This is a genomic window from Klebsiella sp. GW_Kp181, assembly GCF_040062315.1.
Classification (GTDB): Bacteria; Pseudomonadota; Gammaproteobacteria; order Enterobacterales; family Enterobacteriaceae; genus Klebsiella; species Klebsiella oxytoca.
Genome location: NZ_JBEAFR010000056.1, coordinates 20857 through 42903, shown reverse-complemented (window position 1 = coordinate 42903; position 22047 = coordinate 20857). Strand labels below are relative to the sequence as shown.

The window sequence follows — 22047 nt, the reverse complement described above, 5'->3', positions numbered from 1 at the left end:
GGCATAATGAAAACGCTGCTGATTATTGATGCCGGGCTCGGACAGGCCCGCGCCTATATGGCGAAGACCCTGTTAAGCACCGCGGCGCAAAAAGCGCAACTTGAACTGATTGATAACCCAAACGACGCTGAGCTGGCGATTGTGCTGGGCGCGACGCTGCCAGCTGACAGCGCGCTGAACGGCAAAAAGGTTTATCTCGGCGATATTAATCGCGCCGTTGCTCACCCGGAACTATTCCTCGGGGAAGCCAGGAGCCATGCCACGCCATATGCCGCTCCGGCTGCTACAGCTTTACCGGCGGAAACTCATGGTCCGAAACGCATTGTGGCGGTCACTGCCTGCCCGACCGGCGTCGCGCACACCTTTATGGCGGCGGAAGCGATTGAAACCGAAGCCAAAAAACGCGGCTGGTGGGTGAAAGTTGAAACTCGCGGCTCCGTGGGTGCGGGTAATGCCATCACTCCTGAAGAGGTTGAGCAGGCGGATCTGGTGGTTGTCGCGGCTGATATCGAAGTGGATCTGGCGAAATTTGCCGGCAAGCCGATGTATCGCACCACTACCGGTCTGGCGCTGAAGAAAACCGCTCAGGAGCTGGATAAAGCCGTTGTTGAAGCGAAACCATATCAGCCTGCGGGTAAATCCCAGGCCGCGGCAGAAGGCAAAAAAGAGTCCGCGGGCGCCTATCGTCACCTGCTGACTGGCGTATCGTATATGTTGCCGATGGTGGTAGCGGGCGGCCTGTGTATCGCGCTCTCCTTCGCTTTTGGTATCAAAGCCTTTGAAGTAAAAGACACTCTGGCCGCCGCGCTGATGCAAATCGGCGGGGGATCAGCCTTCGCGCTGATGGTACCGGTACTGGCGGGCTTTATTGCCTTCTCCATCGCTGACCGCCCTGGCCTGACGCCAGGTCTTATCGGCGGTATGCTGGCGGTTAGCACCGGATCTGGCTTTATCGGCGGTATTATCGCCGGCTTCCTTGCCGGTTACGTGGCGAAAGCGATCAGTACTAGGCTGAAACTGCCGCAAAGTATGGAAGCGCTGAAACCGATCCTCATCATTCCGCTGGTTTCCAGCCTGATCGTGGGTCTGGCAATGATTTACCTGATTGGTAAACCCGTTGCCGGAATCCTCGAAGGCCTGACCCACTGGCTACAAACTATGGGGACGGCGAACGCGGTTCTGCTCGGTGCAATTCTCGGCGGTATGATGTGTACCGACATGGGCGGCCCGGTGAACAAAGCAGCTTACGCCTTTGGTGTTGGTCTTCTGAGTACCCAAACCTATGCCCCGATGGCGGCCATTATGGCGGCAGGTATGGTTCCACCGCTGGCGCTGGGTCTGGCGACGCTGATTGCGCGTAAAAAGTTTGACAAAGCGCAGCAGGAAGGCGGTAAAGCCGCACTGGTTCTCGGCCTGTGCTTTATCACCGAAGGAGCAATTCCTTTTGCCGCTCGCGATCCGATGCGCGTCCTGCCTTGCTGTATCGTTGGCGGCGCGGCGACCGGTGCGATGTCCATGTGGGTTGGCGCGAAACTGATGGCGCCGCACGGCGGTCTGTTCGTCCTGCTGATCCCTGGCGCGATTACCCCGGTGCTCGGATATCTGATGGCGATTGTGGTCGGTACGCTGGTCGCAGGCCTTTCCTACGCGGTGCTGAAACGTCCTGAAGTTCAGGTGGAAGAAAAAGTCGCCTGATCGACGGTGTTACACGCAAAAGGGCAGAGTCTTCTCTGCCCTTTTTTTATGCCGTATCCGCCCTCTGCTTAACCCGCCATATGTGCTCTCCTTCGCATTTTTAAGCTGTTTAAAAACCATACTAGCCAAATTTTGTGATTCTCTTCATGTTCATATGAAATCCCTCTGGCGGACCCCTTTACTTTAAAACCAATCCGCTTAACATAAACACATGTTCATATTCAAACATGTGTTTAATTGGAGGGTGCTGATTGGGCGTATGATTATTTACTGATATTCAAACATTCCACTGCCAAAGCGTTTTTGTATGCTGGAGGGTATTTTATGCCTGAAAATGATTACGTTGTAATTATTGGATCGGCAAATATGGATGTTGCTGGTTATTCCCATGTATCGTTGAACTATGCTGATTCTAACCCCGGAAAAATAAAATACACTCCCGGTGGAGTGGGGCGGAATATTGCGCAGAATATTGCTTTATTGAATAAACCATCCTGGCTACTGTCGGTTGTCGGAGATGATTTCTATGGCCACTCCCTATTAAAACAAACGGCTCAGTCCGGCGTTCATGTCGATAAATGTCAGATCGTCCACGGCGAGGGGACATCGAGCTATTTATCGCTGCTCGATAATACCGGTGAAATGCTGGTGGCGATTAATGATATGAGTATCACCGAGCATATTACGCCAGCCTTTTTAAGCCAGCACCGGGATTTTATTCGCAGCGCTGCGGTCATCGTCGTTGACTGTAATATCAGCGAATCGGCGCTGGCCTGGTTGATGGAAAATAGCGGCCCGACACCCATTTTTGTTGACCCGGTCTCTGCCTGGAAGTGCGTGAAAATCAGCCAGCATCTGGGGCGTATCCACACTCTGAAACCGAACCGAATTGAAGCTGAAACGCTGAGCGGAATTGCGCTTTCCGGCACTGATGACGTCGCGCGCGTTGCCGACTGGTTTCACCAGCGTGGCCTGCGGCGCCTGGTGCTGAGCATGGGGGGCGACGGGGTTTACTTCAGCGAGAAAGACGGCGAGCGCGGCTGGTCGGCGCCGTTAAAAACCCAGGTAGTCAACGTCACCGGCGCCGGTGACGCCATGATGGCCGGTCTGGCCTGCTGCTGGCTCGACGGCTGTTCATTTTCGCAAGCGGTGAAGTTTGCTCAGGGATGCTCTTCTCTGGCGCTCTCATCGGAATTCACCAATAACCCTGAATTATCTTACGCCAACGTAAAAAAGGTAGTGGAGAACGAACATGTCTGAATTAAATATTTCCTCTGAATTATTACAGGTTTCTGCGGAAGTTCAGCAGGCATTAAAGAATAACCAACCCATAGTCGCGCTGGAGTCGACTATTATTTCTCACGGAATGCCGTTTCCAGAAAATGCGCAGACCGCGCTGGAAGTCGAAGAAACGATTCGCCGTCAGGGAGCGGTGCCGGCAACAATTGCGATTATTCATGGCGTTATGAAAGTTGGCCTGAGCCGCGAAGAAATTGAATTGCTCGGTCGTGAAGGACATAACGTTACCAAAGTCAGTCGCCGTGATTTACCTTTTGTTGTCGCCGCAGGATTAAATGGCGCGACCACCGTGGCTTCTACCATGATTATTGCCGCCATGGCCGGGATAAAAGTCTTCGCGACCGGCGGTATTGGCGGTGTGCACCGCGGAGCTGAGCACACTTTTGATATTTCCGCCGATTTACAGGAACTGGCCAATACCAATGTTACCGTAGTTTGTGCCGGCGCAAAATCTATTCTCGACCTTGGATTAACAACCGAATATTTAGAAACGTTTGGCGTTCCGCTTATTGGCTATCAAACTTCGGCGCTTCCGGCATTTTTCTGTCGAACCAGTCCGTTTGACGTCAGTATTCGCCTGAATAGCGCTAAAGAAATCGCTAAAGCGATGGCGGTGAAATGGCAGTCGGGCCTGAACGGGGGCATGGTGGTGGCGAACCCGATACCGGAACAGTTTGCGATGCCGGAAGCAAAAATCAACGCCGCCATCGATCAGGCGGTGAAGGAAGCGGAAGAGCAGGGTGTGGTGGGTAAGGAGAGTACGCCGTTCCTGCTGGCCCGCGTAGCGGAGCTAACCGGCGGAGATAGCCTGAAATCCAATATTCAGCTGGTCTTCAATAATGCCGTGCTGGCCTGCGAGATTGCCAAAGAGTATCAGCAGATCGCCTGACGACAGTAGCGGGCTGTTTGCGGTTGCCCGCCCCGATATCAAATATACCGAAAGCCTGGCCTGACGCCGGGTTTTCCTCCAGGTAAGGATATCATTATGGACATCATGAGAAGTCTTTTGGGGATGGTGGTATTGCTGGCCATCGCCTTTGCGCTGTCAGTAAATAAAAAACGCATCAGTATCAGAACCGTAGGGGCCGCACTGCTGCTGCAGATCGTGATTGGCGGAGTGATGCTCTATTTCCCGCCGGGCAAGTGGCTGGTGGAACAGGCGGCGCTCGGGGTACATAAAGTCATGTCCTACAGCGACGCCGGAAGCGCGTTTATTTTTGGATCGCTTGTCGGTCCGAAAATGGATGTGCTGTTTGACGGCGCGGGTTTTATCTTCGCCTTCCGCGTGCTGCCCGCCATCATTTTTGTCACCGCGCTGATAAGCCTGCTTTACTACCTCGGCGTGATGGGGCTGCTGATCCGGATTCTCGGCGGTATCTTCCAGAAAGCGCTGAATATCAGCAAGATTGAGTCCTTTGTCGCCGTGACCACCATCTTTCTTGGCCAAAATGAGATCCCGGCGATCGTCAAACCCTTTATCGACCGTCTCAACCGCAATGAGCTGTTTACCGCCATTTGTAGCGGGATGGCGTCGATCGCCGGATCGATGATGATCGGCTATGCCGGCATGGGCGTACCGATCGATTATCTGCTGGCCGCTTCGCTGATGGCTATTCCCGGCGGGATTCTGTTTGCTCGCATGCTGAGCCCGGCAACCGAAGCCTCCCGGGTCACTTTCGATAATCTCTCCTTCACCGAGACGCCGCCGAAAAGCATTATCGAGGCGGCAGCATCCGGGGCGATGACCGGGCTGAAAATTGCCGCCGGGGTGGCAACGGTGGTGATGGCATTTGTGGCGATCATCGCGTTGCTGAACGGTATTATCGGCGGCATTGGCGGCTGGTTTGGCTACGGTCACGCCACGCTGGAGGGTATTTTCGGTTTCCTGCTCGCGCCTCTGGCGTGGATTATGGGCGTTGACTGGAGCGATGCGACGCTGGCGGGAAGCCTGATTGGCCAAAAGCTGGCGATAAACGAATTCGTCGCCTACCTCAACTTTTCGCCTTATCTGCAAACCGGCGGTACCCTGGACGTGAAAACCGTAGCGATTATCTCGTTTGCGCTGTGCGGTTTCGCCAACTTTGGCTCAATAGGTGTGGTTGTCGGGGCATTTTCGGCTATTTCACCGCAGCGCGCGCCGGAAATTGCTCAGCTTGGGCTGCGCGCTCTGGCGGCGGCCACGCTCTCTAACCTGATGAGCGCCACCATTGCCGGGTTCTTTATCGGTCTGGCATAAAACAGCGCGCGCACCGCGCCTGCGGTGCGCGATGCTATAGGCTGGGAAGTAAATTGAGCGCGTTATCAACGGATAAAGAAGGGTTGTTGATGCTGTCGCTGGCGCGGGTAATGGCGGTGCAGGCCATGGCGAAAGCGACGCTCTCTTTGAAATCGCTGCCGTCAAGATAGCTATAAAGCAGCCCGGCCATCAGCGCATCGTCGGCGCCAAAGCTGTCTATCGTGGTATGGCCCGGTAGCTTCATCTGAAAACGTTCACCGCCGGCTTCGCTACAGAAAACGGAATCGTCTTCCGAGCAAATTACCACGCGCCGCGTTCCCCTTTCGTGCAGCCAGGCTAACGCGCGATCGCGATCGGCCTCGTTTTCAATGGGTTCTCCCCAGAGGATCTGCAGTTCGCGCAGCGTCGGCTTGAGGGTATGGATCTTTCCCAGCCACGGGCGAATGCGGTGCGCTTTAAACTCCGACACGGTATCAACAAATACCGGAATAGCGTTGGCCAGCGTAAATACCCACTCCAGCAACGGCTCCGTTAAATTACAATCGACCAGGATGACGCCGGCATGGGTCAGCAGATCCCGATATTGATTCAGCAGCTGCGGGGTGAGCGACTGTAAGATATGCGTATCGTTAATCGCCAGCACCGTCTCTTCCTGCGGATTGGCGATGGAGAGATAGGTGGCGGTATTGTGACCGTGCAGGCGGATACAGCTTTGCACGTTAACCCCGGCTTGTCGGGTCTGCTCAAGCAACGTTTCGCCGTAAAAGTCGCTGCCGACGGCGGAAATCAGATGCACATCGCGGCCCAGCAGCGCCAGGTTATGCGCGATGTTCCGCGCCACTCCGCCGGCGGAGCACTGGATATTGCCCGGGTTGGAGACCGGTTGGGGATAATGAATATCGGCAATGCCGCGGATATCCATATTCACCGCGCCCAGCGAGACGCAATACTCCTGCTCGGTAAGGATGTAGCCTTTGCCCTTGATAGCCCCCTTACGCGTAAGGTCCATAATATGCGCGGCTACGCGGGAGCGGCTAATCTGCAGAATATCGGCAATCTCATGCTGCTGAATCAGCGGATTGCGCCGCAAAATTTTGAGGATCTGCTTTTCCCTATCGTTCATATCAGACCACGGCCTCTTCCGTCTGCTGCGCCCGCAGCCAGGCTATCTCTTCCGCCCAGATATCAGGATTGATCGTTTCCAGGATCAGCGGGATACCGTCAAAGCGGTTATCCTGCATTATCCAGCGGAAGGCATCGTGGCCGATATTGCCTTCACCCAGGCTGTGGTGGCGGTCAACGCGGCTGCCGAACGTGCTTTTCGCATCGTTCAGATGCATACCGCGCAGATACTGAAAACCGACAATCCGTTCAAAATCAGCGAAGGTTTTTTCACACTCTTCGGCGCTACGCAGGTCGTAGCCGGCGGCGAAGGCGTGGCAGGTATCAATGCACACGCCGACGCGCGATTTATCTTCCACGCCATCGATGATGGCCGCCAGGTGTTCAAACTTAAACCCCAGGTTACTGCCCTGGCCGGCGGTGTTTTCAATGACCGCCGTCACGCCTTCGGTTTTGGCCAGCGCGATGTTAATGGACTCGGCAATGCGCGCCAGGCATTCGTCTTCTGGAATTTGCTGCAGATGACTACCCGGATGAAAATTGAGCAGCGTCAGGCCGAGCTGCTGGCAGCGGGAGAGTTCATCAATAAAGGCATCGCGGGATTTTTCCAGCGCGTCCGCAACCGGGTGGCCGAGGTTAATCAGATAGCTGTCGTGCGGCAGAATTTGTCCCGGGCCGAAATGATGCTTCTCGCAGGCGGCTTTAAATTCAGCAATGGTGTCGTCGCTCAAAGGCGCGGCGCGCCACTGGCGCTGGTTTTTGGTGAAGAGGGCAAATGCGGTTGCGCCGATTTCGGCTGCGCGAATGGCGGCATTGGCTACACCGCCGGAGGCGCTGACGTGCGCTCCAATGTATTTCATAAAAAAACTCCAGTTAAGCCGCTGGGGGGAGGGTAATGATAGCGGCTTAGCCGGAGAGTTACATCATCCTTAATACAACCTGAGTATTGAGGAGACTCAGGCCATCAGACTGTGGATAGCAAGGTTAATCGCGCCGCCGCCGACAATCAGCCAGACAAAGAGCATCAACGCCATCAGCAGCGGTTTAGCGCCGGCTTTTTTCAGCGCGCTGACGTGGGTGGTCAGGCCGAGGGCCGCCATCGCCATCGCCAGCAGCACGGTATCCAGGGTCACCAGCATATCAACTACCGCTTTCGGCAGCAGGTGGAAGGAGTTAAATACCGCCACCAGAATAAACAGGATCGCAAACCACGGAATGGTGATTTTGCTTTTCTCGCCGCCGTTTGCCGGGGCTAATTGCTTCACGCGAGCGGCAAGGAACAGCAGGAACGGAGCCAGCATCATCACGCGCAGCATTTTTGCAATCACCGCCGCGTTTTCCGCATCCGGACTTACGGCGTGGCCGGCGGCGACAACCTGGGCAACCTCATGCATCGTCGAACCCATATAGATGCCGTAGGCCTCCGGCGTAAACCAGTGCGCCAGGAAAGGATAAACCGCCGGGTACAGGAAGATAGCAATGGTACCGAAAATCACCACCGTGGCCACGGCGACCGTCACTTTGCTGGCCTCCGCTTTGACGACCGGTTCCGTCGCCAGGACCGCTGCCGCGCCGCAAATGCTGCTACCGGCGCCAATCAGCCAACTGGTATGTTTATCGAGGCCGAAAACCTTTTGCCCAAGAAAACAGGCGATAAAAAAGGTGCTGGAAAGCGTCAGTACATCAATCACGATACCGCTGACGCCAACGTCAGCAATCTGGGCGAACGTCAGGCGAAAGCCGTATAGAATGATGCCGAGGCGCAGCAGGTGCTGTTTGGCAAAGAGTACGCCGCCGTCGCAGGGCTGCCAGATTTTCGGGTAAACCGTGTTACCGATGACCATGCCGAACAAAATGGCCAACGTAAGGGCGCTGAAGCCCGCGCCAGCGATTGCCGGAAAACTACCGGCCCACAGCGCTGCGCCGGTGAGCAGGGCGGTCAGCGCCAGTCCAGGTGCAAAGTGCCGCAATGGGCGATGTTTAGTCGGTAAAGTGAGTGCTGTCATAACCTTCTCCTTTGTCTGGGAAAAGCATACGACGCGCTGGTTTAAATATAAAATTGATTATATATTTATAATTAATCGTAATAAGTGGTAAACGAGCGGTTTCGCGGTTTGAGCATGATGTGCATAAGCCTTAGCCGCGGATGCCGGGTCGTCTATAAAGGCAGGAAAAATCATGCATATCACGCTACGGCAGCTGGAAGTTTTTGCTGAAGTTCTGAAAAGCGGGTCGACGACCCAGGCCTCGCAAATGCTGGCGCTGTCGCAGTCGGCGGTCAGCGCCGCGCTGACCGATCTTGAAGGGCAGTTGGGAGTGCAGCTGTTTGACCGCGTCGGGAAAAGGCTGGTGGTCAACGAACACGGCAGGCTGCTCTATCCGCGGGCGCTGGCGCTGCTGGAGCGGGCGCTGGAGATAGAGCAGCTGTTTCGCGGCGACAACGGCGCGATTCGCGTCTACGCCAGCAGCACCATCGGCAACTATATCTTGCCGGAGATCATTGCGCGCTATCGACGCGACCTGCCGGATTTACCGCTGGAGCTGAGTGTGGGCAATAGCCAGGACGTGATCAACGCGGTGGCCGATCTGCGGGTGGATATCGGGTTGATTGAAGGTCCCTGCCACGCGGCGGATATTATCGCCGAACCCTGGCTGGAAGATGAACTGGTGGTCTTTGCCGCGCCGGATTCACCGCTGCTGGAAGGGGAGGTGACGCTGCAACGGCTGGCGGAGGCGCCGTGGATTCTACGCGAGCACGGCTCCGGGACCCGGGAAATTGTCGACTATTTATTATTATCGCATCTACCGGCATTTCATCTTGGAATGGAACTGGGTAATTCGGAAGCCATCAAGCACGCGGTACGCCATGGTCTGGGCATTAGCTGTCTGTCGCGACGCGTGGTTGCGGAGCAGCTTGAAGTGGGATCGCTGGTGGCACTGAAGATTCCGCTGCCGCGCTTAACCCGCACCCTGTGGCGTATTCATCACCGCCAGAAGCATATTTCCAAGGCATTACAGCGTTTCCTGAGCTATTGCGAGATCGCAACCTGATACGCGAGGTTTTGCACCGGCGCCAGCCCGTGTTGAACGCAAATATCCGCTGTTTTCGCGTAATACCATGTTCCCCATGGATAAGGTTCCCAGCAGCGAATATAGCGGTCAGGGCTAAAAAGGGTGAAATGTAAAACCAGAATCAGCGTATTTGCGGTGAGCAGCAATAGCGGCGTCAAGTAAAGGCAAGACCTGACGATAGGGGTTGCAAAAGGTAGCGGCGCAGCCTGGGGGAAAAAGAGTTTTTTATTTCCCTCTATGCTCAATATCAGCAGCGCAGGCCCCAGGCAGACAAAGTTTGCTTTTAAAATATTCTGCGAACAGAAATCCGGCGCCCGAGGCAGCCTGAGTAGCGTGAAATAGTCGCCTGCCAGGTAAAGAGAGCACAAAGCAAGCAGAGGGCAAATCAGCGAAACGCCGACCCAGACCGGCCAGTCATACTGAGGCGGCGGTTGCACTTTGCGCATCAATTGCTCCCTCGCTCATCCGGCGATGGCCTGATAATGGTGTAGCCAAAATGCTGGCACCAGCGGCTATTCCTGACGTACATATACGTGGCCCCATGGCCGCCTTTGCTGATACACACGCCAAACTGTGGGCTTTTATAGTGCTCAATAGTGACGTATTGCAGGACATAAAGGCTGACAGACCACACCGGCCCCATCGCTAAAAAGAACAAAAACAGGAGCGTGGCGTAGCGCTCGCCAGGCGTACCGTTGGCGGTGCAGGCGGCAATCAGCGCCATCAGCAGTGCCAGACCGAGAAAGAGGATGCCGGAGAAGAGCGAGTCGGCGCTGTCGACAATATAATCCGGACGGAAGTACCACTCTTCAATAATCTTGATGCTTTGATAGAAGCCAATGATAAAAAGAATGAAGCAAAAGCAAGCTGCGTAGACTCCCTCAGCGAGCGACATGGTGCGGCGTTTGCGCTTGTTCTTGCGTTTCATCGTCGGTTCCTTCCGTGGAATTTCGCGGAAGTTTGCCCGATATCCCTCTGGTTTGTGCATTTATTTGTGCTAATGGCGGATTTGTTCTTTACTAATAATCGGCAGTCGATCATGAAGCTCTCTTATAACTTTGCATTTGTATCGGATGGATCACAGACTCTCTGCTACAATCTCGCCTCGTTTTTTGGATGGATAGCATTTTCACATGGTTTCGGATACTAAAACCACAGAAGCGCCCGGTTTACGTCGTGAACTGAAGGCGCGCCACTTGACCATGATCGCTATTGGCGGTTCCATAGGTACAGGTCTTTTTGTTGCCTCTGGCGCAACGATTTCTCAGGCAGGCCCAGGCGGGGCGCTGCTCTCCTATATTCTCATCGGCCTGATGGTTTATTTCCTGATGACCAGCCTCGGCGAGCTGGCGGCGTTTATGCCGGTCTCCGGCTCTTTTGCTACCTATGGGCAAAATTACGTCGAGGAAGGTTTTGGCTTCGCGCTGGGCTGGAACTACTGGTACAACTGGGCGGTGACCATCGCCGTTGACCTCGTTGCCGCTCAGCTGGTGATGACCTACTGGTTCCCGGACGCGCCCGGCTGGATCTGGAGCGCGCTGTTCCTCGGGATCATGTTCCTGCTGAACTGGATTTCGGTAAAAGGCTTTGGCGAGGCGGAATACTGGTTTTCGCTGATCAAAGTCGCCACCGTCATTATCTTCATTATTGTCGGCGTGATGATGATCTTCGGCATCTTCAAAGGCGCACAGCCTGCGGGCTGGAGCAACTGGGTTGTCGACGATGCGCCGTTCGCGGGCGGCTTTGCGGCAATGATTGGCGTGGCGATGATTGTCGGCTTCTCATTTCAGGGAACCGAGCTTATCGGCATCGCGGCCGGCGAATCGGAAAACCCGGAGAAGAACATCCCGCGCGCGGTGCGGCAGGTGTTCTGGCGTATCCTGCTGTTCTATGTGTTCGCCATCCTGATCATCAGTCTGATTATTCCTTATACCGACCCGAGCCTGCTGCGTAACGACGTGAAAGATATTTCCGTCAGTCCGTTTACGCTGGTATTCCAGCACGCAGGGCTGTTGTCAGCGGCGGCGATTATGAACGCGGTTATTCTGACTGCAGTATTGTCGGCGGGTAACTCCGGGATGTATGCGTCCACCCGCATGCTCTATACCCTGGCCTGCGATGGCAAAGCGCCGCGTATTTTCTCTAAGCTGTCAAAAGGCGGCGTGCCGCGTAATGCGCTGTATGCCACCACGGTGATTGCTGCGCTGTGCTTCCTGAGCTCAATGTTCGGTAACCAGACCGTTTACCTGTGGCTGCTGAACACCTCGGGGATGACCGGCTTTATTGCCTGGCTGGGGATTGCCATCAGCCACTATCGCTTCCGTCGTGGCTACGTTATGCAGGGGAACGATCTGAATAACCTGCCGTACCGTTCAGGCTTCTTCCCGCTGGGGCCGATCTTCGCGTTCGTCCTGTGTCTGATCATTACCCTGGGGCAGAACTACGAAGCGTTCCTCAAAGACACCATCGACTGGGGCGGCGTTGCGGCAACCTATATCGGCATTCCGCTGTTCCTGGTGATCTGGTTTGGCTACAAGCTGGCGAAAGGAACGCGCTTTGTGCGCTACAGTGAAATGAAGTTCCCGGATCGCTTCAAAGGCTAAGGTTAGCTTGCTCGGTCAGATAAAACCCTCTCAACCAGAGGGTTTTTTTATGTCTCCAGTTCTTACAAATTGATACAGATCTCCATAATTGTATTGATAATTGTAATCATTATCTTTATCATTTTCGCCAAATTCAGGATGAAGCCAATCCCCGTATCTTGCAGACACTCAAACTGACAAGGGGCGACCAGCCACATCTACTGTAAAAAATTGCGCGCACGCCGCCGTTAGAGCGGTATGCCGACAGTACCTGTGAGCAGCACCTTTTTTGTTTGTTTTGTTGTACACCTCATGGAGATATGGAATGTTCAGGCTAAACCCTTTTGTCCGGGCCGGATTATGCGCGTCCGTCGTATCCTTAGCGTTTCCGGCGCTGGCCGACGTTAATGAAGAAACGCTGGTCGTCACCGCTGCGGCAACTGAACAGAGCGTCAAAGATGCGCCCGCCAGTATTAGCGTTATCACCCAACAGGATCTGCAGCGTAGACCGGTACAAAACCTGAAGGATGTACTGCGGGAAGTGCCGGGCGTGCAGCTCACCAACGAAGGGGATAACCGCAAGGGGGTGAGTATTCGCGGCCTCAGCAGCGGCTATACGCTGATCCTCGTTGATGGCAAACGCGTTAACTCGCGCAACGCCGTTTTCCGCCACAATGATTTTGACCTTAACTGGATCCCGGTTGATGCCATTGAGCGTATCGAAGTCGTGCGCGGGCCGATGTCTTCCCTCTATGGTTCCGACGCCCTCGGCGGCGTAGTGAATATCATCACTAAAAAAGTCGGCCAGCAGTGGACCGGCACCCTCAGCGCGGACACCACCATTCAGGAACACCGCGATCGCGGCGATACGTACAATGGCCAGTTCTTTACCAGCGGCCCGCTGATTGACGGTGTGCTCGGAATGAAGGCCTACGGCAGCCTGGCAAAGCGCGCCAAGGACGATCAGCAGGCTTCCAGCAACGCAGCTGGCGAAACGCCGCGTATTGAAGGCTTCACCAGCCGCGACGGCAATGTCGAATTCGCCTGGACGCCCAATGACAATCAGGACATTACCGCAGGCTACGGTTTTGATCGCCAGGATCGTGATTCCGACTCTCTCGACCGCAACCGCCTTGAACGGCAGAACTACTCCCTGAGCCACAACGGTCGCTGGGATGTCGGCAATAGCGAGCTGAAATTCTACGGCGAGAAAGTGGATAATAAAAATCCCGGACAGGCCGGCACCATCACTTCTGAGAGTAACGCGGTGGATGGCAAATACGTTCTGCCGCTGGGAATGATTAACCAGCTGCTGACCTTCGGCGGCGAATGGCGCCACGATAAGTTGAAGGATCCGGTCAACCTGAGCAGCGGCGGTAAATCCACTTCCGCCAGCCAGTATGCGCTGTTCCTGGAAGATGAATGGCGGATAATCGAACCTCTGGCCTTAACCACCGGCATCCGTATGGACGATCACCAGACCTATGGCGATCACTGGAGCCCGCGTGCTTATCTGGTCTATAACGCTACCGATACCGTGACCGTGAAGGGCGGCTGGGCGACGGCATTTAAAGCGCCATCGCTGCTGCAGCTGAACCCGGACTGGACCACCAACTCCTGCCGCGGTTCGTGCAGCATTATCGGTAACCCGGATCTGAAGCCGGAAACCAGCGAAAGCTTCGAGCTGGGTTTGTACTATCGCGGCGAAGAGGGCTGGCTTGAAGGCGTGGAAGGAAGCGTCACCACCTTCCAGAACAACGTTGACGATATGATCGATATTCTGCGTACCTCCAGCGCCAGCGAAGCGCCGGGCTATCCGAACTTTGTCGGCTGGAAAACGGTGAACGGGAAACGCGTGCCGGTCTTCCGCTACTTCAACGTCAATAAGGCGCGAATCAAAGGGGTAGAAACGGAATTGAAAGTACCGTTTGGCGATGAATGGAAGCTGACGGTGAACTACACCTATAACGATGGTCGCGACCTGAGTAACGGCGGCGATAAACCGCTGCAGACGCTGCCGTTCCATACGGCTAACGGCACACTCGACTGGAAACCGCTGGACGACTGGTCCTTCTACGTCACCGCCAACTATACCGGCGAACAGCGTTCGGTCAGCACGACGGGCAAAACGCCCGGCGGCTACACCATGTTTGATATCGGCGCGGCCTGGAACGTCACCAAAAACGTCAAGCTGCGCTCCGGGGTGCTTAACGTCGGCGATAAGGATCTGAGCCGCGACGACTACAGCTATACAGAAGAAGGTCGCCGCTACTTTATGGCCGTCGATTACCGCTTCTAACCGGGCGATAAAAGAGGGCTGGCAGATTTCCCTGCCAGCCCTCGCTAAAGGCGCTCAGGTGGCTACTTACCGGGGCGAATAATGGCACGAATACTGCCGCAATTATTTCTAATATACCCTAAATAATTCGAGTTGCAGGAAGGCGGCGACGCAGGGAGTCCCCAGGAGCTTACTTAAGTAAGTGACTGGGGTGAGCGAGGAAAGCCAACGCACATGCAACTTGAAGTATGACGGGTATACACACGATGAGCAGACACCAGATCGGGACGTTGGGCGTTACCTTCATGGTTTGTTCTCCTTGCCTTTCGACGGGTAAGAGACTAACCTGATGTTGTCTAAGCATGCAGATAGCCTCGTGGGTGATTACATTACCTTCGGGGCTTTCTTCTTTCTGCCTCAGCACAACGGTAAAACTCAATCCTGCCCTGAGGCGAAAGCCTCAAGCGCCGCCAAAAATCATACCCCCGACGACGGAAAATACACTATCTCTCTGTATTTATTAGTTTTTGTGACTATTGGATGCTGAGGCATTTTGCGTATCAATGCGCCGGGAAGGGCTTCACGACGCATTGAAGGATCAGGAGAAGAGGTGCCGGGCATGGAAACGCAGGTGGTCCTCAATAAATGAGGCGATAAAGTAGTAGCTGTGATCGTACCCGGGCTGAATACGTAGCGTTAACGGCCAGCTTTTCTGACGCGCGGTTTCCGCCAGCACCGCCGGCTGCAGCTGTTCGGCGAGGAATGCATCGTTATCGCCCTGGTCGATCAAGGTTGGGATCGCATCTGACTCGCTGCTGCCCTGTATTAACGCGCAGCTGTCCCAGGCCTGCCAGTCTGCTTCATTCGCTCCCAGATAGGCGGTAAAGGCTTTTTTGCCCCAGGGAACCTGGGTCGGGTTAACGATAGGCGCAAAGGCGGATACGCTGACGAAGCGGCCCGGATTTTTCAGCGCCATCACCAGCGCACCGTGGCCGCCCATGGAATGCCCGCTGATGGCGCAGCGATCGCTGAGCGTAAACTCGCGGGCAATCAGCTGCGGCAGCTCGTCGCGAAGGTAATCGTACATGCGGAAATGTGCTGACCACGGCGCCTGGGTGGCATTGAGATAAAAGCCCGCGCCTTTGCCCAGATCGTAAGCGCTATCGTCGGCAACGTTATCACCGCGCGGACTGGTGTCCGGCATCACCAGCGCAATGCCGAGCTCGGCGGCGACGCGCTGAGCGCCCGCTTTGGTGGTGAAGTTTTCATCGTTGCAGGTCAGGCCGGAGAGCCAGTAGACAACCGGCGGCGGCGCGTCTGCGGTCTCGGGGGGGAGAAAGATGCTGAAGGTCATTGCGCAGTTCAGCGTGGCGGAGTCGTGCCGCCAGCGTTGCTGCCGACCTTCAAAACAGCGGTGCTCTTCGAGCAGTTCCATGCAGGGCTCCTTAAGTGTCTCAGGCGTAATTTTCCATAATACAGATATTTCATGCGCTGGTGAGTAACTTTCACTTCCTCCTTTTCGGAACGTATTGCATCATTAATGCAACTTTTAACCAACATGCTGACGTTGTCGTCGCGCCGGAATCGCGCTATCGGCGGCGATTAAGTTGGTTGCGGCAAGGTGAGCAGGGCGTTGCGTGACGCATCGTAGTGCGCTGGTCTGGCAGCGTGGAACGAGAGGTGACGCCAATTTCAACAATTATCGATGCGGCTACTGGATTCTGTGCGTCACCTCACGCACAATGAATACAAACTTTGCCCTCAGAAGAGCAAAGAGCGCCACACCTGCAGGAGAATAAAAATGTCATCACTGAGTAAAGAAGCCATACTCGTTCATGAAGCGCTGGTCGCTCGTGGGCTGGAGACGCCGCTGCGTCCGCCAGTGCAAGAAATTGATAATGAAACTCGCAAGCGTCTGATCGCCGGACACATGACCGAGATTATGCAGCTGTTAAACCTTGATCTAAGTGATGACAGCCTGATGGAGACTCCGCATCGCATCGCCAAAATGTACGTCGATGAGATTTTCTCCGGCCTGGACTACGCCCGGTTCCCTAAAATCACCGTCATCGAAAACAAGATGCAGGTTGATGAAATGGTCACCGTGCGTGATATCACCCTGACCAGCACCTGCGAACACCACTTTGTTACGATTGATGGTAAAGCGACGGTGGCCTATATCCCGAAAGATTCGGTGATTGGTCTGTCTAAAATCAACCGTATCGTGCAGTTCTTCTCCCAGCGCCCGCAGGTGCAGGAGCGACTGACGCAGCAGATCCTTACCGCGCTGCAGACCCTGCTGGGAACCAGCAACGTCGCGGTTTCCATCGATGCGGTTCACTACTGCGTAAAAGCGCGCGGTATTCGCGATGCAACCAGCGCCACCACCACCACATCGCTGGGCGGCCTGTTTAAATCCAGCCAGAATACTCGCCAGGAGTTCCTGCGCGCCGTACGTCACCACAACTAAAACGGAGCAGGGTACATGGAGAGAAATGTCACGCTGGACTTCGTCCGCGGCGTCGCCATCCTCGGTATCCTGCTACTGAATATCAGCGCCTTCGGTTTACCGAAGGCCGCCTACCTTAACCCGGCGTGGTCCGGGAGTATCTCCGATAGCGACGCCTGGACCTGGGCGATTCTCGATCTGCTGGCGCAGGTCAAATTCCTGACTCTGTTCGCCCTGTTGTTTGGCGCCGGGCTTCAGCTTTTGCTGCCGCGCGGCAAGCGCTGGATCCAGTCGCGCCTGACGCTGCTGGCGCTGCTGGGCTTTATCCACGGTCTCTTTTTCTGGGACGGCGATATTCTGCTGGCCTATGCGCTGGTAGGGCTGGTGGGCTGGCGGATGATACGCGACGCTCACGATGTTAAATCGCTATTTAATACCGGCGTGGTGCTGTATGTCATCGGCGTGGCGGTACTGCTATTGCTGGGATTAATCTCCGGCAATTCGCCTAATCGTTCGTGGGTGCCGGACGCGGCGAATTTACAGTACGAACAGTACTGGAAGCTGAAAGGCGGCTTTGAAGCGGTGAGTAATCGTGCGGATATGCTGTCGGATAACCTGCTGGCGCTGGGCGCGCAATACGGCTGGCAGCTGGCCGGGATGATGCTGATGGGGGCCGCGCTGATGCGCAGCGGCTGGCTGAAAGGGCAGTTCAGTCTTCGCCACTACCGGCGCACCGGCGCGCTGCTCATCGCTGGCGGCATGGCGGTTAATTTACCCTCTATTTTCGCCCAGTGGCATCTCGGTTGGGATCCTCGCTGGTGCGCATTTCTTCTACAGGCGCCGCGCGAGCTGGGCGCGCCGCTGCAGACTATCGGCTACGCGGCGCTGGCCTGGGGCTTCTGGCCGCAGCTGGCGAAATTTCGTCTGGTGGGGGCCATTGCCTGCGTCGGGCGCACGGCGTTGAGCAACTATCTGCTGCAAACCCTGATTTGCACCACTCTGTTTTACCGCTTCGGCCTGTTTATGAAGTACGACCGCCTACAGCTGCTGTCCTTCGTACCGGCCGTGTGGGCGATTAATCTTCTCTTTTCGTGGCTTTGGCTACGTCATTTCCGTCAGGGTCCCGTTGAGTGGCTATGGCGTCAATTAACCCTGCGTGCGTCGGGGACATCATTAAAAGATACATCCAGATAACGATCTGGATCACAATCATTAACAAAATGGATGTAACCGTTTCCATCCCTGTGACTTCACTCACGTAGCGTGCGGCGCGTCGCTGCCAGAATAGCCACCTTGCTGAACACAGGAGGTGAGTGTGACGTACTGCAATTCCCTAAAGGTCGGTGAGCATGATCACCATTCGTGATGTCGCCCGTCAGGCGGGGGTTTCCGTGGCTACGGTTTCGCGCGTGCTGAATAACAGCGCGCTGGTGAGCCCGGATACGCGAGAAGCGGTAATGAAGGCGGTAACGCTGCTGGGCTATCGGCCCAACGCCAACGCGCAGGCGCTGGCGACCCAGGTCAGCGATACCATCGGCGTGGTCGTGATGGACGTGTCGGACGCCTTTTTTGGCGCGCTGGTCAAAGCGGTAGATACCGTCGCCCAGCAGCATCAAAAATATGTGCTTATCGGCAATAGCTATCATGAAGCGGAAAAAGAGCGTAACGCCATTGAAGTACTGATTCGCCAGCGCTGTTCGGCGCTGATCGTTCACTCCAAAGCGTTGAGCGATGCGGAGCTGGGGGATTTTATGGAGCACATGCCGGGAATGGTGCTGATTAACCGCATCGTGCCGGGATACGCCCACCGCTGCGTCGGGCTGGATAACGTCAGCGGCGCGCTGATGGCGACCCGCATGCTGCTCAATCATGGCCACCAGCGCATCGGCTACCTCTCTTCTAATCACGGTATTGAAGATGATGATTTACGTCGGGAAGGGTGGAGCAGGGCGTTACATGAGCAAGGCATTATCGCTCCCGACGGCTGGATAGGCTCAGGTTCGCCGGATATGCAGGGCGGGGAGGCGGCGATGGTAGAGCTGCTGGGGCGTAACCTCGGCCTGACCGCGGTCTTTGCCTATAACGACAGCATGGCGGCCGGGGCGCTAACGACGCTTAAAGATAACGGTATTGCCGTGCCGCAGCACCTTTCACTGATTGGTTTTGATGATATTCCCATTTCGCGCTACACCGACCCGCAGTTGACCACGGTGCGCTACCCGATCATGTCGATGGCAAAACTGGCGACAGAGCTGGCGCTGCAGGGGGCTGCCGGGAAGCTGGATCGCGAAGCCAGCCACTGCTTTATGCCGACGCTGGTGCGTCGACATTCGGTGGCGCAGAGGCAAATTGTGGGGCCGATCACTAACTAATTATCTGGCTGATGTAACCGCTTTCAATATGTGAGTGATTTCACAGTTTGTTAACATTAAGCTGACTATGATTGCTGCGTTTACAAGTCTGAACATACTATGTCACGGTGATTAATCACTTTTACAGCAGTAATCGGCGGTTAAACGATTAATTAAGCCGTTTTTCAGGAGCGTTACCCTACACGGAAGACAGAATTACAGTCGTGAATGTCGCTGTGCGGTAACATCAATGTAACACTCGCCAGCCGTTTTCACTCCAAAGACCCTGCATAATAAAACCGGAGATTCCATGAATAAGAAGGTGTTAACCCTGTCTGCTGTAATGGCTAGCATGTTATTCGGCGCCGCCGCTCACGCCGCAGATACGCGTATCGGCGTGACGATTTATAAATACGACGACAACTTTATGTCGGTAGTGCGTAAGGCAATCGAAAAAGACGGTAAATCAGCGCCGGATGTTCAGCTGCTGATGAATGACTCGCAGAACGACCAGTCCAAACAGAACGATCAGATTGACGTCCTGCTGGCAAAAGGGGTGAAGGCGCTGGCGATTAACCTGGTTGACCCCGCAGCGGCGGGTACGGTAATCGATAAAGCCCGTGGCCAGAATGTGCCGGTGGTATTCTTTAACAAAGAACCTTCCCGCAAGGCGCTGGATAGCTACGATAAAGCATACTACGTCGGGACTGATTCAAAAGAGTCCGGCGTAATTCAGGGCGATCTGATTGCCAAGCACTGGAAAGCGAACCCGAACTGGGACCTGAATAAAGATGGCCAGATTCAGTTTGTCCTGCTGAAAGGCGAGCCGGGCCATCCGGATGCCGAAGCGCGCACCACCTACGTGATTAAAGAGCTGAATGATAAAGGGCTGAAAACCCAGCAGCTGGCGTTAGATACCGCCATGTGGGATACCGCGCAGGCGAAGGATAAGATGGATGCCTGGCTCTCCGGCCCGAACGCGAACAAAATTGAAGTCGTTATCGCCAATAACGACGCGATGGCCATGGGCGCGGTAGAAGCGCTGAAAGCGCACAATAAGAGCAGCATCCCGGTATTCGGCGTCGATGCTCTGCGTGAAGCCTTAGCGCTGGTGAAATCCGGCGCCATGGCGGGAACCGTACTGAACGATGCTAACAACCAGGCGAAAGCGACCTTCGATCTGGCGAAAAACCTCGCCGATGGTAAAGAACCGGCTGCCGGTACTAACTGGAAAATTGATAATAAGATTGTCCGCGTACCGTACGTGGGCGTTGATAAAGATAATCTGAGCGAGTTTATCGGTAAGTAACAGCTTAATAAGCCGCGGGCGTACGCGCTGTACGCCCGATTATTCCTGATACCGAATCCGTCCCGGCCCGTCGTTAATTCGACGGCTGGGGTATGCATGCACGCAGCCAGGTATAACTATGGTCAGCAATAATAGCGAACGGTCAGGCGAATATTTGTTGGAAATGACCAACATCAACAAATCGTTTCCTGGCGTCAAGGCTCTCGATAATGTGAACCTCAAGGTTCGTCCCCACTCTATTCATGCATTAATGGGGGAGAACGGTGCGGGCAAATCAACATTATTAAAATGCCTTTTTGGGATCTATCAAAAAGATTCCGGCAGTATTCTTTTTCAGGGACAAGAGATCGATTTCCATTCGGCAAAAGAGGCCCTGGAAAACGGTATTTCAATGGTTCATCAGGAATTAAACCTGGTATTGCAACGTTCGGTGATGGACAACATGTGGCTGGGGCGTTATCCCACCAAAGGTATGTTTGTCGATCAGGACAAAATGTATGGTGATACCAAAGCGATTTTTGACGAGCTGGATATTGATATCGACCCACGCGCTCGCGTCGGGACGCTATCGGTATCGCAAATGCAGATGATTGAAATTGCGAAGGCATTTTCCTATAACGCCAAAATTGTGATTATGGATGAGCCGACGTCTTCGTTAACCGAAAAAGAGGTCAATCATCTGTTTACCATTATCCGCAAGCTGAAAGAGCGCGGCTGCGGCATTGTCTACATTTCCCACAAAATGGAAGAGATCTTCCAGCTATGCGATGAAATTACCGTTCTGCGCGACGGCCAGTGGATCGCCACCCAGCCGCTGGAAGGGCTGGATATGGATAAGATTATCGCGATGATGGTGGGCCGTTCCCTCACTCAGCGCTTCCCTACCCGGGAAAATAAGCCGGGCGAGATAATTCTTGAGGTGCGTAATTTAACCTCGCTGCGTCAGCCGTCAATCCGCGATGTCTCGTTCGACCTGCACAAAGGCGAAATCCTCGGTATCGCCGGGCTGGTAGGGGCGAAACGTACCGATATCGTCGAGACGTTATTTGGTATTCGCGAGAAGTCCGGCGGGACAATCAAGCTGCACGGTAAGAAGATTAATAACCATAACGCCAATGAAGCCATCAACCATGGTTTTGCGCTGGTGACCGAAGAGCGTCGCTCGACGGGGATTTATGCGTATCTGGATATCGGTTTTAACTCGCTGATCTCCAATATTAAGAAGTACAAAAATAAGGTCGGCTTGCTGGATAATTCACGCATGAAAAGCGATACCCAATGGGTCATCGATTCAATGCGCGTGAAAACTCCGGGGCAGCATACGCAAATTGGTTCGTTATCCGGTGGTAACCAGCAAAAAGTGATTATTGGTCGCTGGCTATTAACTCAGCCGGAAATTCTGATGCTCGATGAACCGACGCGCGGCATTGACGTTGGCGCCAAGTTCGAAATTTATCAGCTGATCGCCGAACTGGCCAAAAAAGATAAAGGCATCATTATTATCTCCTCCGAGATGCCGGAGCTGCTGGGTATTACCGACCGTATTCTGGTGATGAGCAATGGTCTTGTTGCCGGAATTGTTGAGACTAAAACTACCACGCAAAACGAAATTCTCCGTCTTGCGTCGTTGCACCTTTAAGATCAGGGGCTTCTC

Annotated in this window: 18 protein-coding genes; 12 read left to right on the top strand and 6 right to left on the bottom strand. The window is 54.6% G+C overall.

The annotated features are described in order from the left end of the window. The first annotated feature begins 6 nt into the window (after window positions 1–6). The 4 genes from fruA to ABLV11_RS13650 all read left to right on the top strand — a co-directional run bounded on the left by fruA (window position 7) and on the right by ABLV11_RS13650 (window position 5230). Window positions 7–1695, top strand: a complete 1689-nt coding sequence (gene fruA, locus ABLV11_RS13665) for a PTS fructose transporter subunit IIBC (protein ID WP_348855354.1) — start codon at window positions 7–9, stop codon at window positions 1693–1695. Window positions 1696–2019: 324 nt separating this feature from the next. After that, window positions 2020–2955 carry a pseudouridine kinase gene (locus ABLV11_RS13660; protein ID WP_004103923.1) on the top strand — a complete coding sequence of 312 codons (936 nt, stop codon included), beginning with the start codon at window positions 2020–2022 and terminating at the stop codon, window positions 2953–2955. Continuing rightward, window positions 2948–3883, top strand: coding sequence for a pseudouridine-5'-phosphate glycosidase (locus ABLV11_RS13655; protein WP_004103922.1), 936 nt, complete (start codon window positions 2948–2950; stop codon window positions 3881–3883). Before ABLV11_RS13660 ends, ABLV11_RS13655 begins: the two co-directional genes overlap by 8 nt. 96 nt (window positions 3884–3979) lie before the next feature. After that, window positions 3980–5230: a NupC/NupG family nucleoside CNT transporter gene (locus ABLV11_RS13650; protein ID WP_004103919.1), complete on the top strand. Its 1251-nt coding sequence runs from the start codon at window positions 3980–3982 to the stop codon at window positions 5228–5230. Between the two features lie 34 nt (window positions 5231–5264). Here the strand turns inward: ABLV11_RS13650 and ABLV11_RS13645 are convergent, their stop codons facing one another. From ABLV11_RS13645 to ABLV11_RS13635, 3 genes are all read right to left on the bottom strand, one after another. Beyond that, a complete protein-coding gene (locus tag ABLV11_RS13645) occupies window positions 5265–6353 on the bottom strand; it encodes a sugar kinase (RefSeq protein ID WP_004103916.1) in 1089 nt (362 codons plus the stop codon). Between the two features lies 1 nt (window position 6354). Continuing rightward, the gene (gene nfo, locus ABLV11_RS13640; RefSeq protein ID WP_064356032.1) at window positions 6355–7212 is read right to left on the bottom strand and encodes a deoxyribonuclease IV; all 858 of its coding nucleotides are present in this window, start codon (window positions 7210–7212) and stop codon (window positions 6355–6357) included. A 96-nt stretch (window positions 7213–7308) separates the two neighbouring features. After that, window positions 7309–8358: a YeiH family protein gene (locus ABLV11_RS13635; RefSeq protein WP_004103912.1), complete on the bottom strand. Its 1050-nt coding sequence runs from the start codon at window positions 8356–8358 to the stop codon at window positions 7309–7311. 172 nt (window positions 8359–8530) lie between these two features. Between ABLV11_RS13635 and yieE the strand changes: the two genes are divergently transcribed. Next, entirely contained in the window at window positions 8531–9403 is an 873-nt protein-coding gene (yieE, locus tag ABLV11_RS13630; RefSeq protein ID WP_004103910.1) for a DNA-binding transcriptional regulator YeiE, read from the top strand. Here the strand turns inward: yieE and ABLV11_RS13625 are convergent. Both ABLV11_RS13625 and ABLV11_RS13620 read right to left on the bottom strand, forming a co-directional pair. After that, window positions 9382–9870, bottom strand: coding sequence for a hypothetical protein (locus tag ABLV11_RS13625; protein ID WP_016809573.1), 489 nt, complete (start codon window positions 9868–9870; stop codon window positions 9382–9384). The genes yieE and ABLV11_RS13625 overlap by 22 nt on opposite strands. After that, window positions 9870–10352 carry a hypothetical protein gene (locus tag ABLV11_RS13620; protein ID WP_126489353.1) on the bottom strand — a complete coding sequence of 161 codons (483 nt, stop codon included), beginning with the start codon at window positions 10350–10352 and terminating at the stop codon, window positions 9870–9872. The genes ABLV11_RS13625 and ABLV11_RS13620 overlap by 1 nt, the downstream gene beginning before the upstream one ends. 205 nt (window positions 10353–10557) lie before the next feature. Here ABLV11_RS13620 and ABLV11_RS13615 point away from each other — a divergent pair, with 205 nt between their 5' ends. Both ABLV11_RS13615 and cirA read left to right on the top strand, forming a co-directional pair. After that, complete coding sequence (locus ABLV11_RS13615) at window positions 10558–12027, top strand: amino acid permease (protein WP_004103903.1); 1470 nt, start codon at window positions 10558–10560, stop codon at window positions 12025–12027. A gap of 304 nt (window positions 12028–12331) precedes the next feature. Further along, window positions 12332–14305, top strand: a complete 1974-nt coding sequence (cirA, locus tag ABLV11_RS13610; RefSeq protein WP_004114107.1) for a catecholate siderophore receptor CirA — start codon at window positions 12332–12334, stop codon at window positions 14303–14305. 577 nt (window positions 14306–14882) lie between these two features. Here cirA and fghA read toward each other — a convergent pair. Beyond that, window positions 14883–15719 carry an S-formylglutathione hydrolase gene (gene fghA, locus ABLV11_RS13605; RefSeq protein ID WP_126489352.1) on the bottom strand — a complete coding sequence of 279 codons (837 nt, stop codon included), beginning with the start codon at window positions 15717–15719 and terminating at the stop codon, window positions 14883–14885. A 366-nt stretch (window positions 15720–16085) separates the two neighbouring features. Between fghA and folE the strand changes: the two genes are divergently transcribed. The 5 genes from folE (at window position 16086) to mglA (ending at window position 22032) form a co-directional block, all read left to right on the top strand. Next, complete coding sequence (folE, locus tag ABLV11_RS13600; RefSeq protein ID WP_004103895.1) at window positions 16086–16754, top strand: GTP cyclohydrolase I FolE; 669 nt, start codon at window positions 16086–16088, stop codon at window positions 16752–16754. Window positions 16755–16769: 15 nt separating this feature from the next. Further along, a complete protein-coding gene (yeiB, locus tag ABLV11_RS13595; protein WP_004103893.1) occupies window positions 16770–17927 on the top strand; it encodes a DUF418 domain-containing protein YeiB in 1158 nt (385 codons plus the stop codon). Between the two features lie 155 nt (window positions 17928–18082). Beyond that, complete coding sequence (gene galS / locus ABLV11_RS13590) at window positions 18083–19105, top strand: HTH-type transcriptional regulator GalS (RefSeq protein WP_004114092.1); 1023 nt, start codon at window positions 18083–18085, stop codon at window positions 19103–19105. A 289-nt stretch (window positions 19106–19394) separates the two neighbouring features. Continuing rightward, entirely contained in the window at window positions 19395–20393 is a 999-nt protein-coding gene (mglB, locus tag ABLV11_RS13585) for a galactose/glucose ABC transporter substrate-binding protein MglB (protein ID WP_348855351.1), read from the top strand. Window positions 20394–20511: 118 nt separating this feature from the next. Next, complete coding sequence (gene mglA / locus ABLV11_RS13580) at window positions 20512–22032, top strand: galactose/methyl galactoside ABC transporter ATP-binding protein MglA (protein WP_004103886.1); 1521 nt, start codon at window positions 20512–20514, stop codon at window positions 22030–22032. The last annotated feature ends 15 nt before the right edge of the window (window positions 22033–22047 follow it).

Coding starts and splice junctions, on each gene's coding strand:
- fghA (WP_126489352.1), bottom strand. CDS start 15,719: ATGGAACTGCTCGAAGAGCACCGCTGTTTTGAAGGTCGGCAGCAACGC.
- ABLV11_RS13655 (WP_004103922.1), top strand. CDS start 2,948: ATGTCTGAATTAAATATTTCCTCTGAATTATTACAGGTTTCTGCGGAA.
- ABLV11_RS13650 (WP_004103919.1), top strand. CDS start 3,980: ATGGACATCATGAGAAGTCTTTTGGGGATGGTGGTATTGCTGGCCATC.
- mglB (WP_348855351.1), top strand. CDS start 19,395: ATGAATAAGAAGGTGTTAACCCTGTCTGCTGTAATGGCTAGCATGTTA.
- ABLV11_RS13635 (WP_004103912.1), bottom strand. CDS start 8,358: ATGACAGCACTCACTTTACCGACTAAACATCGCCCATTGCGGCACTTT.
- ABLV11_RS13620 (WP_126489353.1), bottom strand. CDS start 10,352: ATGAAACGCAAGAACAAGCGCAAACGCCGCACCATGTCGCTCGCTGAG.
- nfo (WP_064356032.1), bottom strand. CDS start 7,212: ATGAAATACATTGGAGCGCACGTCAGCGCCTCCGGCGGTGTAGCCAAT.
- ABLV11_RS13625 (WP_016809573.1), bottom strand. CDS start 9,870: ATGCGCAAAGTGCAACCGCCGCCTCAGTATGACTGGCCGGTCTGGGTC.
- yeiB (WP_004103893.1), top strand. CDS start 16,770: ATGGAGAGAAATGTCACGCTGGACTTCGTCCGCGGCGTCGCCATCCTC.
- galS (WP_004114092.1), top strand. CDS start 18,083: ATGATCACCATTCGTGATGTCGCCCGTCAGGCGGGGGTTTCCGTGGCT.
- ABLV11_RS13660 (WP_004103923.1), top strand. CDS start 2,020: ATGCCTGAAAATGATTACGTTGTAATTATTGGATCGGCAAATATGGAT.
- yieE (WP_004103910.1), top strand. CDS start 8,531: ATGCATATCACGCTACGGCAGCTGGAAGTTTTTGCTGAAGTTCTGAAA.
- cirA (WP_004114107.1), top strand. CDS start 12,332: ATGTTCAGGCTAAACCCTTTTGTCCGGGCCGGATTATGCGCGTCCGTC.
- ABLV11_RS13645 (WP_004103916.1), bottom strand. CDS start 6,353: ATGAACGATAGGGAAAAGCAGATCCTCAAAATTTTGCGGCGCAATCCG.
- folE (WP_004103895.1), top strand. CDS start 16,086: ATGTCATCACTGAGTAAAGAAGCCATACTCGTTCATGAAGCGCTGGTC.
- fruA (WP_348855354.1), top strand. CDS start 7: ATGAAAACGCTGCTGATTATTGATGCCGGGCTCGGACAGGCCCGCGCC.
- mglA (WP_004103886.1), top strand. CDS start 20,512: ATGGTCAGCAATAATAGCGAACGGTCAGGCGAATATTTGTTGGAAATG.
- ABLV11_RS13615 (WP_004103903.1), top strand. CDS start 10,558: ATGGTTTCGGATACTAAAACCACAGAAGCGCCCGGTTTACGTCGTGAA.